Below are 14,519 nucleotides of genomic sequence, written 5' to 3'. Positions count from 1 at the left end.
TCAGCAACCACCGCGCCACCGCTTTGTTCGGCTAGGAGGCCGCTCCGGCCAGCCAGAGGTCCGGGCCGAACACTTCGTAGTGGATCCTTGCGGCCGGAATGCCGGCGTCGATGGCCTGGTTGCGGATGGCCTTCATGAAGGGCAGGGGGCCGCACACGTACAAGGACGCGTCCGTCGGGATGTCCAGGCCGTCCAGGGTCATGAAGCCCTTGTGGAAGCCGTCGGTGGGCTCCTCCAGCCAGAGCTGAAGGGTGGCGCTGTCAATCGCGTCCACGTCGGTGGTCATTTGCTCGCGCAGGGCCCAGGCCTCGAGGTTCTTCTCGGCGTGCAGCACCAAAACCTCGCGGTCCTCGCCTGCGGTGGCCAGCGCGCGCAGGGCCGACGCGGAGGGGGTGCAGCCAATGCCGGCCGTTGCCAACACGATGGCGCCCTCGCCGTCGAGGGTCAGATCGCCATAGGGGTTGGAAAGTTCGATGACGTCCCCCACCTTTACGTTGTTGTGCAGCACGGGTGAGACCTCGCCTCCGTCGTCGCGCTTGGTGGTGAAGACGCGGCGCGTGGTGGACTCCACGTCAGCGGAGAGCGAGTACTGGCGGCACTGGAGCAGGCCGTCGGGAAGGGCCACCTTGACGGAGACATACTGGCCGGGCCGGCCGGCCGTGACGGGGGTGCCGTCGGCGGGCTCAAGCACAAAGGTCATGCAGTCGGTGCCGGCCGGGTTCTTTTCCACCACGGTCCAGGGCATCCACATCTTGTCGTTGGCCTGAAGAGCGTAGAGGCCCTTTTCGATCTTGATCATGGCGTTGGCCATGAGCCAGTAGACCTCGGACCATGCCCCGGCGATCTCCGACGTGATGACGTCCGCGAGCTCCTCGGCGATGGCCTCAAAGAGGTACTTGTACACAATGTCGTACTGGTCCTCGGTGATGCCCAGGGAGGTGTGCTTGTGGGAGATGCGGCTGAGCATCTGTTCCGGGACGACATCGGGATTGGCCACGAGGGCGGAGGCAAATCCGGCGATGGAGCCGGCCAGCGCCTTTTGCTGCTCTCCGTTGTTTTGGTTGGCACGGCTGAACAGGCCGTCCAGCAGTTCGGGGTGGGCGGCAAACATGCGGCTGTAAAAGTTAGGCGTGATGGCACCCATGCGGGCTCCCACCAACGGCAGTGTTGCTTCAATCAACGGGCGGGATTTTTCGGATAGCATCGCTACTCCTTGGGCTTGATTGTTGCTGACAATCCCAAAGTAGCATTTCAAATGCGACATTGAAGCCACATTAATCCGGCCACTTCTACGCATCGTAGAAAAGTTCCCGAAACGGCGCGGATCACGCCTGCCAGGACGTGAGCAAGGTCACTGGAATGGGTCCGGGGGAGTGTGTCCGGAGGAGGCTGGCGATCGTCACATTGTCCAGCGAGGCGTAGAATGCCTCCCGGGCCTGATTGAGGGCCCCCCGGAGCCCGCAGCCGTACACCAGGGGGCAGTCGCCGCTGTCCGTCTGGCAGTCGGCAACGTCCCTGCGGTCGTCCAAGGCGCGCAGCACGCCTCCCACCGTGGCGGCCAGGCCCACTTCCGAGATGCGGACGCCGCCGGCCCGCCCGCGGACCGCCTCCACCAGGCCCAGCTGGCGCAGCTTCAGGACGGCTTTGCTGACATGGTTGTACGGCGTGCCCACGGCATCGGCAATCATGCGCGTGGTCAACAGCTCCCGCTCCGTGGACAGCACCATGAGCGCACGCAGGCTTACATCGGAAAAAGCGTTGATCCGCACCGTCTAGACCCAGATTTGCTTCTCGCCAGGCTCCAGGAAGGGATTGCCAAAGTCCCACCCGCCGGGCGTCTGCCGGTAGGGGCGCACGGCGGAGACGCTCACGCCGCTGCTGTGCTCTGCCATGACATGGATGGCGTCCGTGGCGTCGTCGGGCAGGTGGATGTCGCAGACGACGGCGGCCGCACGGTTTTGTTCCTTTTGCTGCGTGAGCGCCTCAACGAGGTCCGCGATCATCGCATCCGCGTCCAGTTCGGTTTCCGCCCCGCCGTCGACGGCATTGGGGGAGACGGCCACCAGACTGATGTCGCCGTCCTTGCTGACCGCCAGCGCCACTGGCACGAACGCGCCATGGCTTTCTATCTGGTCGCCGGCAACACCCAGGGCGGTGCCGATCAGCTTGTTCAGGTCTTCCTGGACCAGCTTGTCGGCTTCGTCATCGGCTGCCCCGGGTGTGCCGGAAGGGGTGTTTTCATCCACTGTATGCTCCTGGAAAAATTGTTGGGATTGGGGGCTACTGGCGAACCAGGGCCAGGACGTCGTCGCGGATGTCCGCCATGGTGACCGCGTCGACGGCCTCGGCGTTCAGGCGCAGGAACGGCTCGGTGTTGGAGGCGCGCAGGTTGAACCACCAGCTTCCGTCCGAGGCGGTGAAGGTGAGGCCGTCGAGCTCGTCCACGGTGACGTCGTCGCGCGTGTACGCAGCGCGCACCCGGGCCACGGCCGCCGGGACGTCGGCGAGCTGGGAGTTGATCTCGCCGCTGGAGACGTAGGGCTCATACTCGCGGCCCAGCTCGGAGAGCGGCTTGTCCTGTTCGCCCAGGGCGGCGAGGACGTGCATGGCCGCGAGCATCCCGGTGTCCGCGTTGAAGAAGTCGCGGAAGTAGTAGTGCGCGGAGTGCTCCCCGCCAAACACGGCTCCCTCGGCCGCCATGGTGGCCTTGATGAAGGAGTGGCCCACCCGCGTGCGGACCGGCCGGCCGCCGTCGTGGGCGATGAGTTCGGGGACGGCGCGGGAGGTGATCAGGTTATGGATGACCGCGGGGTGTTCCTCGCCGGCGGCCTGGGCCCGGGCAATCTCCCGGCGCGCCACAAGGGCGGTGACGGCCGACGGCGAGAGCGGGGCGCCGAGCTCGTCGATGACGAAGCAGCGGTCGGCGTCGCCGTCGAACGCCAGGCCGATGTCCGCCCCGTGCTTGACGACGGCGGCCTGAAGGTCGCGCAGGTTGGCCGGCTCCAACGGGTTGGCCGGGTGGTTGGGGAAGGTGCCGTCCAGCTCAAAATACAGTGGGACGATCTCGAAGGGCAGGCCCGGCAGGAGGGTGTCGCCCAGGACGGCCGGGGTGGTCATGCCGGCCATGCCATTGCCGGCGTCCACCACTACCTTCAGCGGGCGGGAGCCGGAGAGGTCCACCAGGGTACGCAGGTACGCGGCGTACTTCGCCAGGACGTCGGTGTCGGTGATGGCGCCCTTCTCGCCGGCGGGAATGCCGTCGGCGAGATACTTCTGGGCCAAGTCCCGGATGTCCAGCAGCCCGGTTTCGGAGGAGACGGGCACGGCCCCGGCCTTGGCCATTTTCATGCCGTTGTATTCGGCCGGGTTGTGGCTGGCCGTGAACACGGCGCCGGCAGCGTTCAGGGCGCCACAGGCAAAGTACAGTTCGTCGGTGGAGATCAGCCCCAACAGCTGCACGTTGGCGCCGCGGCCGGCTGCGCCCTCGGCAAACGCCTGGGAAAACCCCGGGGAGGAGGGGCGCATGTCCCCGCCCACCAGCACGGTTTCCCCGGCCAGTTCGAGCACGTCCACGAAAGCCGCGCCCACGGCTTCCACGGACGCGGCCGTAATGGTCTGGCCCACAATGCCACGCACGTCGTAGGCCTTGAACGAGGCGGACAGGTCAACGGGTACATTCTCTGCGGTAGTCACACCTCCCATGCTACCGGCTGCCCTGTCGGTCCGCGCTGGTTGTCCACAGGCGCCACACGCGGGTCCTCCACGGGGCCTGCTTGGCAGCGGGCCCTCCACAGGGCCTCGCGCCGGCAGGTTGTCCACAGCTGGGAGGTCGGCTGCCGTCGGCGGACCTGCGCGTCGGTGGCCACTGGAATACTGGATGGCATGACACCTAGCGAGTACTCCCAGGAGACGAACCCCCCGAGAGCCGTCCGGACGGCCGAGCCTGTCCCCACCCGTGCCCAGGGGCTTGAGATCCTGCGCCGGCTGGTGGGCCGCGACGACGCCGATTTCCACGACGGCCAGTTTGAGGCCATCGAGGCGCTGGTCGATGTCGGACGCCGGGCCCTGGTGGTCCAGCGCACCGGCTGGGGAAAGTCTGCTGTCTATTTTGTCTCCTCGCTGCTCCTGCGGGCACGCGGGGCCGGCCCCACGCTCATCGTCTCGCCCCTGCTGGCCCTGATGCGCGACCAGGTGGCCGCCGCCGAGCGGGCCGGCGTGCGGGCCATGGCCATCAACTCCGCCAACGCCACCGAGTGGGGCGAGATCTCCGCGGCCCTGGCGGCCGACGAGGTTGACGTGCTGCTGGTCTCCCCGGAGCGGCTGACCAACCCTTCCTTCCGGGAGAACCAGCTTCCCACGCTGATCCGGCGCACCGGTCTGCTGGTCATTGACGAGGCACACTGCATTTCCGACTGGGGGCATGACTTCCGCCCGGACTACCGGCGCATCGCGGACCTCATTGCCCAGCTTCCGGCGTCGGTTCCCGTGCTGGCCACGACGGCAACGGCCAACTCCCGCGTGGTGGCCGACATTGAGGAACAGCTGGGCGCAGGCGTGTTCACCATCCGCGGACCGCTGGCCCGCAAGTCGCTCCGCCTGGGCGTGCTGCGGCTGGCCGATTCGCGCGACCGGCTGGGGTGGCTGCTGACGCACCTGGCGGAGCTGCCGGGCAGCGGCATCATTTACACCCTGACGGTGTCCGCCGCCGAGGACACGGCGAGGCTGCTGGCCGAGGCCGGCCACGGGGTGCGCCCCTACACCGGGCGCACGGATCCCCTGGACCGGGAGGCGCTTGAGGAAGCGCTGAAGAACAACCAGGTCAAGGCGCTGGTGGCCACGAGCGCCCTGGGCATGGGGTTCGACAAGCCCGACCTGGGATTCGTGGTCCACCTGGGCGCGCCGTCGTCGCCGGTGGCCTACTACCAGCAGGTGGGACGCGCCGGCCGTGGCAGCGCCAATGCCGACGTCCTGCTGCTGCCCGGCAGCGAGGATGCGGACATTTGGCAGTACTTTGCCACCGCGTCGATGCCGTCGGCCGAGAAGGCCGCGGCTGCTTTGGAGGCGCTGGGGGAGGCCGCCGGACCCATGTCCACGCCCGCGCTGGAGGCCCGCGTGGACTTGCGGCGCACTCCCTTGGAACTGCTGCTGAAGGTGCTGGCCGTGGACGGGGCGGTGCGCCGGGTGGCAGGGGGCTGGGAGTCCACCGGACAGCCATGGACCTATGACGCCGAGCGGTACCGGCGCATTGCCCAGGCCCGTGTCGACGAACAGAATTCGATGGTTGAGTATGAGCAGATGGGGGGCTGCCGCATGGAATACCTGGCCGCGGCCCTTGATGATTCGACGGCGGCCCCGTGCGGGCGCTGCGATTCGTGTGCCGGGCGCTGGTTCCCCACGGACATCGGCGCCGGCGCCGTGGCCGCCGCCAGCGAGTCGCTGAGCCATGCGGGCCTGCCCATCGATCCGCGGACCTTGTGGCCCACCGGGATGGACCGGCTCGGCGTGCCGGTCAAGGGCCGGCTCAAGCCGGAGGAGCAGGTGTCGCCGGGGCGGGTCCTGGCCAGGCTGACGGACCTGGGCTGGGGCAACGCGCTCCGGGCCATGTTTGCCGCCGGAGCGCCGGACGGGCCCCTGGACCCGGCCATGGCCCGGGCCGTGGTCGGGGTGCTGCGCGACTGGGGCCAGGCCCGCTGGGGCGGGCAGGGCCGTCCCGTGGCCGTGGCGGCCCTGCCGTCGCGGGGCAGGCCGCAACTGGTCCGCTCACTGGCGCAGGCCATGTGCGAGATCGGCAGGCTGCCGTACCTGGGGGAACTGTCGCTCGAGTTTGGCGGTCCCACGGGGGAGCGCGGCGGCAACAGCGCCTACCGGCTGGCCGGTGTCTGGGACAGGTTCAGCGTGGGCCCCGAGCTGGCCGCTGCCATCACCGCCTACCCCGGCGGGCCCGTCCTGCTCATCGACGACCTCGTGGACAGCCGCTGGACCCTGACCGTCGCCGGCCGCGCCCTCCGCCAGGCCGGCGTCACCCAGGTCCTGCCGCTGGTCCTCGCCCAGGCCGGGTAATGTCGGGCGACGAAGCCGGCATCGCACCTTCGCGGCTGCGCTACTGCCCGGCGGGGCGCAGGCGCAGGGCCTGCATGCCGCCGTCGACGGCTATCGAGGTGCCCGTGGTCGAGCCGGAGAGAGGGCTGGCCAGGTAGGCGACGGCGCCGGCCACCTCTTCGGGCAACACCAGGCGGCCGTGTGGCTGGCGGGCGTTCAGGGCCGCGCGTTCCGCGGCGGGGTCGTCGGCGGAGTCCAGCAGGCGCCCCACCCACGGGGTGTCGGCGGTGCCGGGATTGACGGCGTTGACGCGGATGCCCTCACGAAGGTGGTCTGCCGCCATGGCCTGCGTCAGCGACAGCACGGCACCCTTGGAGGCTGAGTACAGGGCGCGCTGCGGCAGGCCGGCGGTGGCCGCGATGGAGCAGGTGTTCACGATCGCCGCGGCGCTGGAGCGGCGCAGGTGCGGCAGGGCCGCGCGGGACACGCGGACCATGCCGATCACGTTGATGTCCAACACGCGGTGCCATTCGGCGTCGTCGTTGGATTCGATGGTGCCCTGGGCGCCAATGCCGGCGTTGTTCACCACAATGTCCACCCCGCCGAACGCGGCAACCGTGCCGTCGATGGCGGCCCGGACGGAGGCGTCGTCGGAGACGTCGCAGGTGAAGCCCAGCTGCCCCTCGGGAAGGCCGGCCGGGACCAGGTCCAGCACGGCCACCCGGGCGCCCATGGACTGCAGTTTGCCGGCGATCGCGGCGCCGAGGCCGGACGCGCCGCCGGTGACGACGGCGGTAAGGGCGGAAAGTTCCTGGCTCATTCATGCCTCCTGGCGGGTGGTGCCGGTGGGGCCGGCGCGGAAGAATTTCTGGCGCTGGCGGCCCAGGCCGGTGATTTCAAGCTCCACGACGTCCCCGTCCTGGAGGTAGGGGAACCGCCCGGAGAGTGCCACGCCCTCGGGGGTGCCGGTCAGGATCACGTCGCCGGGCTCCAGGACCATGTACTGGCTCAGGTGGTGGACAAGTGTTGGCACGTCAAAGATCAAGTCCGCCGTGGAGGAATCCTGGCGGGGTGCGCCGTTGACCCAGCTGCGCAGCCGCAGCTTGTTTGCATCGAGCTCGGCGGCAGGCACCAGCCACGGTCCCAGGGGCGTGGATTTCGGCAGCGACTTGCCCTTGGTCCACTGGCCGGCGGCGCCGGGGAGCTGGTATTCGCGCTCTGAGAGGTCGTTGGCGATCAGGTACCCGGCCACGGCGCCGGCGGCTTCCTCCACGGAGCCCAGGTAGCTGGCCTCGCGGCCAATCACCACGCCCAGCTCCACCTCCCAGTCGTACTTGGCGGACAGGGGCGGGATGGGTGAGTCGTCGAAGGGGCCGGCCACGGTGTTGTTCGGTTTGAGGAACACCACAGGGATGGTGGGCGGCAGGGCGCCGGACTCGGTGGCGTGCGCGGCGTAGTTCATGCCGATGCAGACCACGTTGTTGGGCCGGTCCAGCGGGGATCCGATCCGCAGGGCGCCGGCGCCGGCCAGCTCGGGAAGGTCGCCGCGGGCCACGGCGTCGCCCAGTGCTGCGATGCCGCCGCCGGCGAGGAAGCCGCCGTCGATCCTGGTGGTGACGGGGCGGGCGTCAAAGGTGCGTTCGACGCCGGCGGCGTCCGCGGCAATGACGACGGGGATTTCCTGCCCGGGCTCGCCAAGACGTGCAATCTTCATGGGGGTTCATTCCTTGCAACAGCCGCGGCGCAGCGCCCGCGGTTCCTATGGGTGGGGACCGTCAAACGGGCCCTAACATCTGAGCTTTTAAGTCACCATACCCCCACCGTCCGGGTATTTGGCGACCAATGTCCATCTTGACATGAAAAACATCGGATGTTTAGCTTGCCCTAAAGATCTTGGCCGGTCCACCACCACCTTTCTTGAGGGAGCCATTACGTGAGCACAGTCATTGCCGTGGAGACGAGCGACGTCCGTTTTCCGACGTCGCGGAAGTTGGACGGCTCGGATGCCATGAACCCGGATCCGGACTACTCCGCGGCCTATGTGCGCGTGGTGACGGACGGCGGCGACGGCCATGAGGGCCACGGCTTTGTGTTCACCATCGGGCGGGGCAACGAAGTGGAGACCGCAGCCATCAAGGCGCTGGTCCCGTACGTGCTGGGACGCAACGCCGAGGAACTGCTCGCCGACATGGGCGCCACCTGGAAACTGCTGGCCCATGATTCGCAGCTGCGCTGGCTCGGCCCGGAAAAGGGCGTCATCCACATGGCCATAGGCGCCGTCGTCAACGCCTTGTGGGACCTGAAGGCCAAGCGTGCCGGCGTGCCGTTGTGGCAGCTGCTGGCGACCATGACGCCCGAGGAGCTCGTGGACCTGGTGGACTTCCGCTACCTCAGCGACGCCCTGACCCGCGGGGAAGCCCTGGACATCCTGCGGGCGGCCGTGCCCGGCCGCGAGGAACGCACCGCCGCCCTCCTGGCCGGCGGCTACCCCGGCTACACCACCACGCCCGGCTGGCTGGGCTACTCCGATGAGAAGCTGGCCCGCCTGGCCCGCGAGGCCGTGGCGGCCGGCTTCAGGCAGATCAAGCTCAAGGTCGGCGCCGACCTGGCCGACGACGTCCGCCGCGTCCGCACGGCCCGGGCCGCCGTGGGACCGGACATCAAGATCGCCGTGGATGCCAACCAGCGCTGGGACGTGGCCGAGGCCATCGAGTGGATGAAGCACCTGGCGCCGTTCGACATCGCCTGGATCGAGGAACCCACCAGCCCGGATGACATCCTGGGCCACGCGGCCATTGCCCGCGGCGTGGCCCCCATCCCGGTCGCCACCGGCGAACACGTGCAAAACCGCGTGGTCTTCAAGCAGATGCTGCAGGCGCAGGCCCTGCAGGTGCTCCAGATCGACGCCGCCCGCGTGGCCGGCGTCAACGAGAACGTGGCGATCCTGCTGCTGGCCGCCAAGTTCGGGGTGCGCGTGTGCCCGCACGCCGGCGGCGTGGGCCTGTGCGAGGCAGTCCAGCACCTGTCGATGTTTGACTTCGTGGCGGTCTCTGGAACCCTGAAGGGACGCATGATTGAATTTGTGGACCACCTGCACGAACACTTCGTGACCCCCATCGACGTCCACGACGGCAGCTACTTCCCGCCCGTCGCGCCCGGGGCGGGCAGCGAAATGCATGCAGCCTCCATCGCGGAGTTCACGTTCCCGGACGGGCGGTTCTGGCGCGCGGACGCCCAAGCCCAGGCGGCGCCCGGTGCCGGAAAGGTACTGGTGTAGTCCCATGGCTGCCCAGCCCGCGATCGGCCACGCCCCGTGGTTCACGCACGCCAGCCGCGCCCGGCCCGCGGCGAGATGACGCCCGCCGGGCAGGCCGCCGGCACCCTGACCCTCCGGCTGCCGGTGCAACGGCCCCATGCGGCCGTGCCCGTGACTGAGCTGTTCCTCCTCGACGAAAGCGAGATCTGATGCAGAAGATCGCCCTGCACACCCGCCTCAAGCCCGGCAGGGAAGCCGAGTACGACGCCCGCCACGCCGCCATCGGCGACGAGCTCGACGCCGCACTGCGCGCCGCCGGCGTGAACGGTTGGACCATCTGGCGCAGCGGCAGGGAGCTTTTCCATGTGGTGGAGGTGGCCGACTACCAGGCCATGCGGAAGGAACTGGCACCCAACCCCGTCAACATCGCCTGGCAGGCCGCCATGGCTGAACTGCTGGAGGTCGGGGATGACTACTCCGGGACCGACATGGGCCTGACGAAAGTGTGGGAACTGCCGTGAACCTCCCCGGTCTGGGCCGCCTCGGCTTTGGCGCCGCCGGCATCGGCAACCTCTACCGCGCCATGGACGACGACGTCGCCGCCGCCACCGTGGGTGCCGCCTGGGACGCCGGTATCAGGTACTTCGACACGGCCCCGCACTACGGGCTGGGGCTGTCCGAACGCCGCCTCGGCGCCGTTCTGGCCGGCAAGCCGCGCGGTGAATTCATCCTCTCCACGAAGGTGGGCCGCGTCCTGGAACCGGCGCCCAACCCGCGGGGCGCCAGGGACGCCGAGGGCTTTGACGTGCCCGCCGGCACCGTGCGCCGCTGGGACCCCTCGGAGGCGGGAATCCGCCGCAGTCTTGAGGACTCGCTGGAACGTCTGGGCCTGGACCGGATCGACATCGCCTACCTTCACGACCCGGACGTCTACGACCTCGCCGCGGGCATCCGCCTGGCGCTGCCGGCCCTGAAAAGACTGCGGGTGGAGGGCCTGGTGGGCGCCATCGGCGTGGGCTCCAACTCCGCCGGTGCCCTGCGCGAGTGCGTGCGGGCCGCGGACCTGGACCTGGTCATGCTGGCCGGGCGGTACACGCTGCTGGAACAGCCGGCCGCCGCCGACCTGCTCCCGCTGTGCGCCGAACGCGGCGTGGGCGTGGTCAACGTGGGCGTCTACAACTCCGGCCTGCTGGCACGCCCCGAGGTCCCCGACGACGCGAACTACAACTATGCCCCGGCCCCGGCGCACATCCTGGCGAAGGCCCGGGCCCTCGCCGCCTGCTGTTCCGGGTTTGGCGTGGAACTGCCGACGGCGGCCCTGCAGTTCGCCGCCAACCACCCGGTGGTGCGCACCGTGGTGGTGGGCGCCGGCACGCCGGAACAAATCCGGCAAACCGCCCGCCGCATGGCGGAGCCCGTCCCGGTGGAACTCTGGGACGAACTGGCCGCCCGCGGCCTGCTGGCCCGGGACGTGGCCCATGGCTGACGAGGCAGCCGAGGGCGCCGTGGAACGCCTCGACGCCCACCTGCACCTGTGGGAGCTGGGGGAGGGGCGCTACCCCTGGCTGGGGCCGCAGCACGGCCAGCTGTTCCGGAACTACGACGCCGGGGAGGCCCGCCAGGCCCTGGCCGCGGCGGGCGTGCAGCGCGCCATCCTCGTCCAGGCCGACGACACCCCGGCGGACACCGTCGCCATGCTGCGCCACGCCGCGGGGCACGACTGGATTGCCGGCGTCGTGGGCTGGCTGCCGCTCGAGGACCCGCGCGCCGCCGCCGCGCTGCTGGACCAGTGGCGGGAACATCCGAAGTTTTGCGGCGTGCGCACCCTGGTGCATGACGATCCGCGCCCCGACGTGCTGGAACTTCCCGCCGTCCGCGAATCCCTGGGACTGCTGGCCGCGGCGGGGATACCCTTTGACGTCCCGGACGCCTTTCCGCGCCACCTGGGGCAGGTCGCCGCGCTGGCGGCGGAGCTGCCCGGGCTGACCGTGGTGGTGGACCACCTGGGCAAGCCGCCGCGGGCAGGGTCTGCCGCGGACATGGACCGGTGGGAACGCCAGCTGCGCGCCGTGGCCGCGCTGCCGAACACGGCGGCCAAGGTGTCGGGGCTGCACTGCAACGGCGCGGCCTTCGATCCGGAGGCGCTGGCCCGCGTGTGGACCGCTGCGCTGGAGGCATTCGGGCCGGATCGCCTCATGTTTGGCGGCGACTGGCCGGTAAGCCTGCCTGGCGCCGGTTATGGCCGCACGGTCCAGGTGGCCGGGGCGCTCATCGGCTCCTTGAGCCACGCGGAGGCGGCCGCCATCTGGGCAGGAACGGCCCGCCGGGTTTACGGCCAGTAACTTTTCAATAAACATCGGATGTTTTGACAGAAGTTGGGTGATTTTGTGCTTTGGATGCCATATCATGATGTAAGTTGAATCACTCCACAACCGGCCAATTCGGGGAATGGTCGCGGATTTCAGCGGTTCTGGCACAAACCACCTGGCTTGAGCAGGGGGTGCGGCACCTCCGCAAGAGGTCTGATGTCGTTTCGCGTTGATGAGACTTGAGAGGGCAGCATGACCAACCATCTTCTTCGCATGACCGGCGTGAACAAGAGCTTTCCCGGCGTCAAGGCGCTCTCGGACATGCAACTGGAGCTGCGCCACAACGAGGTCCTGGCCCTGGTGGGCGAGAACGGCGCCGGGAAGTCGACGCTGATGAAGTTGCTGTCCGGCATCTACGTTCCGGACTCGGGAAGGTTTGAAATTGACGGCAGGGAGGTGGTGATTGCCGGCACCCGGCACGCCCAGGAACTGGGCATCAGCATCATCCACCAGGAATTCAACCTGATGCAGGACCTCACGGTGGCCCAGAACATCTACATCGGGCGCGAACCCCGCGTGGGCGGCGTCTTCCTCAGTGGACGCCGCATGAACCGCAAGGCGCAATTCCTGTTTGGAAAGATCGGGATCGACCTTGACCCCGGGGCGCGCGTGGGGGACCTGACGGTCGCCAAGCAGCAGATGGTGGAAATTGCCAAGGCCCTTTCCTTCAGGTCCCGGATCCTCATCATGGACGAGCCCACGGCCGCCTTGAACGACGCGGAAGTGGCCACCCTGCACGCCTTGATCCGCAACTTCACCAATCGGGACACCGGCGTCATCTACATCTCCCACCGCATGGATGAGCTCAAGGCCGTCTCGGACCGGATCTCCGTCATCCGGGACGGTGAATACGTCGACACCGTCAGCACGACGGAAACCTCCATGCGGGCCGTCATCAACTTGATGGTCGGCCGCGAAATTTCCGGAAACCAGCGCCCGGACGCGATCCCTGCCACGGACGAGGTGGTCCTGAAGGTCACGGGCCTGTGCACCAAGGCGCTGCTGCGCGACGTCAGCTTTGAGCTGCGCAAGGGCGAAATCCTCGGTTTTGCCGGCCTCATGGGGGCCGGGCGCACCGAGGTGGCCCGGGCAATTGTGGGTGCGGACTGCCTCAGCGCCGGCACGGTTGAACTGGGCGGCAGGCCGGTGCGCATCCCCAGTCCGGCCGCGGCCGCCGCGCTGGGGCTGGGTTACCTGTCCGAGGACCGCAAGCACCTGGGTCTGATGCTGGAACGCGACGTCAAGGACAACATCGCCCTCAGCTCGCTCAAGATGTTCTCCCGGATGGGAGTCCTGGACAACCGGGCCATGAAGGCCACGGCCAGCGAATACATCGGCAAGCTGCGCATCAAGACCCCGTCCAGTGCACAGGCCGCCAAGAACCTTTCCGGCGGCAACCAACAAAAGATTGTCATCGCCAAGTGGCTCGTCAAGGACTGCGACATCCTCATTTTCGACGAACCCACCCGCGGCATCGACGTCGGCGCCAAGGAGGAGATCTACAGCCTGCTCAATGAGCTGGCGGCCCAAGGGAAGTCGATCATCATGATCTCCTCCGAACTCCCCGAAGTCCTGCGCCTCTCGCACCGGATCGCCGTCATGAGCGGGGGGCGCCTGACAGGCTTCCTGTCCAATGCGGAGGCAAACCAGGAAAACATCATGGAGCTGGCCACGCAAAACATTGCCGACGCCACCACCGGCACCACCGTCCACACCGCCGGCGCGCAGCGCTAGAACGCTACAAGACAGTACGAAGGAAAAGGCACACACGATGACCTTGGTCAAGGAAACTGCGCAAGCCGGCAAGACTGCCGGCGACAAGAAATCAGAGCTGTCCACCAGGATCCGGGCCAGCTTCCAGCAGCTTCTGGCATTCGCCAGCCTGCTGGCGCTGGTGCTGTTCTTCTCCGTGGCGAGCGCCAACTTCTACCAGGCGGCCAATCTCTCCAACATCCTGTTGTCGACAGTGGTGACGGGCCTGCTGGCCCTGGGCACCACGTTCGTCATCATCACCGGAGGCATTGACCTGTCCATCGGTACAGGAATGACGCTCTGCTCGGTCATGACGGCCGTCTTCATGACCCAGCTGGGCCTGCCGATGATCCTGGGCGTGTTGTGCGGGGTGGTCTTCGGTGCGCTCATGGGCGGCGTCAACGGGTTGTTCGTGGCGGTGCTCTAGATCCCCTCCTTCATTGCCACCCTGGCCATGATGATGGTGGCCGCCGGCCTGGCCCTGGTCATTTCCGGCACCAAGCCCATCTACACGAACGACGTGGCCGGCTTCCAAAAGGTCTTTGCCCTGGGCAAGTCCATCCCCGGCCTGGTCATTCCCAATGCCGTGTTCATCCTCTTCGCCGCCGCCGTCATTGCCGGCCTCATCCTGTCCAAGACCGTGCTGGGCCGCTACACCTACTCCATCGGCTCCAACGAGCAGGCCACGGCCCTCTCCGGCGTCAACGTGCGCAAGTGGACGGTGCTGATCTACACCCTGGCCGGCTGCTTCACGGGCCTGGCCGGCGTCATTGCCACTGCCCGGCTGAACTCCGCCCAGCCGGCCGGCGGCATGGGGCTCGAACTTCAGGCGATTGCCGCCGTCGTCATTGGCGGAACCTCGCTGCAGGGCGGTAAGGGTTCCATCATCGGCACCGTGATCGGCGCGCTCATCATGTCCGTGCTCACCAACGGACTCTCCATCATGTCCATCCCGCAGGAATGGCAGCAGGTGGCCGTGGGCGTCGTCATCCTGCTCGCCGTCTACCTGGACATGATGCGCCGCCGCCAGAGCGCCAAATAGGTTCCCGAACGCAAGAAGAACCATTCCCATCCGCACGTCGTTTTCACAGAGGAGTCAAGAG

The 14,519-nt window shown here is 68.1% G+C and carries 13 protein-coding genes and 1 pseudogene; 8 read left to right on the top strand and 6 right to left on the bottom strand.

Annotated elements, in window-relative coordinates:
* Nucleotides 1-31: 31 nt before the first annotated feature.
* The 4 genes from G6034_RS12030 to G6034_RS12015 all read right to left on the bottom strand — a co-directional run bounded on the left by G6034_RS12030 (nt 32) and on the right by G6034_RS12015 (nt 3,693).
* Nucleotides 32-1,204, bottom strand: coding sequence for a globin domain-containing protein (locus G6034_RS12030; RefSeq protein ID WP_176635355.1), 1,173 nt, complete (start codon nt 1,202-1,204; stop codon nt 32-34).
* Between the two features lie 121 nt (nt 1,205-1,325).
* Nucleotides 1,326-1,769: an Rrf2 family transcriptional regulator gene (locus G6034_RS12025; protein WP_176635354.1), complete on the bottom strand. Its 444-nt coding sequence runs from the start codon at nt 1,767-1,769 to the stop codon at nt 1,326-1,328.
* Between the two features lie 3 nt (nt 1,770-1,772).
* Nucleotides 1,773-2,246 (bottom strand): hypothetical protein, encoded by a 474-nt coding sequence (locus tag G6034_RS12020; protein WP_176635353.1) that lies wholly within the window; start codon nt 2,244-2,246, stop codon nt 1,773-1,775.
* 34 nt (nt 2,247-2,280) lie between these two features.
* Complete coding sequence (locus tag G6034_RS12015; protein WP_343038032.1) at nt 2,281-3,693, bottom strand: phosphomannomutase/phosphoglucomutase; 1,413 nt, start codon at nt 3,691-3,693, stop codon at nt 2,281-2,283.
* Nucleotides 3,694-3,882: 189 nt separating this feature from the next.
* Between G6034_RS12015 and G6034_RS12010 the strand changes: the two genes are divergently transcribed.
* Nucleotides 3,883-6,060 (top strand): RecQ family ATP-dependent DNA helicase, encoded by a 2,178-nt coding sequence (locus G6034_RS12010; protein ID WP_176635351.1) that lies wholly within the window; start codon nt 3,883-3,885, stop codon nt 6,058-6,060.
* Nucleotides 6,061-6,100: 40 nt separating this feature from the next.
* Here G6034_RS12010 and G6034_RS12005 read toward each other — a convergent pair whose 3' ends face one another.
* Both G6034_RS12005 and G6034_RS12000 read right to left on the bottom strand, forming a co-directional pair.
* The gene (locus tag G6034_RS12005; RefSeq protein ID WP_176635350.1) at nt 6,101-6,859 is read right to left on the bottom strand and encodes an SDR family NAD(P)-dependent oxidoreductase; all 759 of its coding nucleotides are present in this window, start codon (nt 6,857-6,859) and stop codon (nt 6,101-6,103) included.
* Nucleotides 6,860-7,753 carry a fumarylacetoacetate hydrolase family protein gene (locus G6034_RS12000; RefSeq protein WP_176635349.1) on the bottom strand — a complete coding sequence of 298 codons (894 nt, stop codon included), beginning with the start codon at nt 7,751-7,753 and terminating at the stop codon, nt 6,860-6,862. It lies immediately after the preceding gene.
* A 219-nt stretch (nt 7,754-7,972) separates the two neighbouring features.
* Here G6034_RS12000 and G6034_RS11995 point away from each other — a divergent pair, with 219 nt between their 5' ends.
* The 7 genes and pseudogenes from G6034_RS11995 (at nt 7,973) to G6034_RS11965 (ending at nt 14,458) form a co-directional block, all read left to right on the top strand.
* Nucleotides 7,973-9,316 (top strand): enolase C-terminal domain-like protein, encoded by a 1,344-nt coding sequence (locus tag G6034_RS11995; protein WP_176635348.1) that lies wholly within the window; start codon nt 7,973-7,975, stop codon nt 9,314-9,316.
* A gap of 36 nt (nt 9,317-9,352) precedes the next feature.
* Nucleotides 9,353-9,505 carry a hypothetical protein gene (locus tag G6034_RS11990; RefSeq protein WP_176635308.1) on the top strand — a complete coding sequence of 51 codons (153 nt, stop codon included), beginning with the start codon at nt 9,353-9,355 and terminating at the stop codon, nt 9,503-9,505.
* A complete protein-coding gene (locus tag G6034_RS11985) occupies nt 9,505-9,816 on the top strand; it encodes an L-rhamnose mutarotase (RefSeq protein ID WP_176635347.1) in 312 nt (103 codons plus the stop codon). Before G6034_RS11990 ends, G6034_RS11985 begins: the two co-directional genes overlap by 1 nt.
* Nucleotides 9,813-10,781, top strand: a complete 969-nt coding sequence (locus G6034_RS11980; protein WP_176635346.1) for an aldo/keto reductase — start codon at nt 9,813-9,815, stop codon at nt 10,779-10,781. Before G6034_RS11985 ends, G6034_RS11980 begins: the two co-directional genes overlap by 4 nt.
* Nucleotides 10,774-11,637, top strand: coding sequence for an amidohydrolase family protein (locus G6034_RS11975; protein ID WP_176635345.1), 864 nt, complete (start codon nt 10,774-10,776; stop codon nt 11,635-11,637). The genes G6034_RS11980 and G6034_RS11975 overlap by 8 nt, the downstream gene beginning before the upstream one ends.
* A gap of 219 nt (nt 11,638-11,856) precedes the next feature.
* Nucleotides 11,857-13,398 carry a sugar ABC transporter ATP-binding protein gene (locus G6034_RS11970; protein WP_176635344.1) on the top strand — a complete coding sequence of 514 codons (1,542 nt, stop codon included), beginning with the start codon at nt 11,857-11,859 and terminating at the stop codon, nt 13,396-13,398.
* Nucleotides 13,298-14,458 (top strand): annotated as a pseudogene (locus G6034_RS11965) (ABC transporter permease). Before G6034_RS11970 ends, G6034_RS11965 begins: the two are co-directional and overlap by 101 nt.
* The last annotated feature ends 61 nt before the right edge of the window (nt 14,459-14,519 follow it).

This window comes from Arthrobacter wenxiniae, from assembly GCF_013376105.1.
Classification (GTDB): domain Bacteria; phylum Actinomycetota; class Actinomycetes; order Actinomycetales; family Micrococcaceae; genus Specibacter; species Specibacter wenxiniae.
The sequence above is the reverse complement of the archived record's forward strand: the minus strand, read 5'-3'. Positions and strand labels throughout refer to the sequence as shown.

Coding starts and splice junctions, on each gene's coding strand:
- G6034_RS12030 (WP_176635355.1), bottom strand. CDS start 1,204: ATGCTATCCGAAAAATCCCGCCCGTTGATTGAAGCAACACTGCCGTTG.
- G6034_RS12010 (WP_176635351.1), top strand. CDS start 3,883: ATGACACCTAGCGAGTACTCCCAGGAGACGAACCCCCCGAGAGCCGTC.
- G6034_RS12005 (WP_176635350.1), bottom strand. CDS start 6,859: ATGAGCCAGGAACTTTCCGCCCTTACCGCCGTCGTCACCGGCGGCGCG.
- G6034_RS12000 (WP_176635349.1), bottom strand. CDS start 7,753: ATGAAGATTGCACGTCTTGGCGAGCCCGGGCAGGAAATCCCCGTCGTC.
- G6034_RS11985 (WP_176635347.1), top strand. CDS start 9,505: ATGCAGAAGATCGCCCTGCACACCCGCCTCAAGCCCGGCAGGGAAGCC.
- G6034_RS11975 (WP_176635345.1), top strand. CDS start 10,774: ATGGCTGACGAGGCAGCCGAGGGCGCCGTGGAACGCCTCGACGCCCAC.
- G6034_RS11970 (WP_176635344.1), top strand. CDS start 11,857: ATGACCAACCATCTTCTTCGCATGACCGGCGTGAACAAGAGCTTTCCC.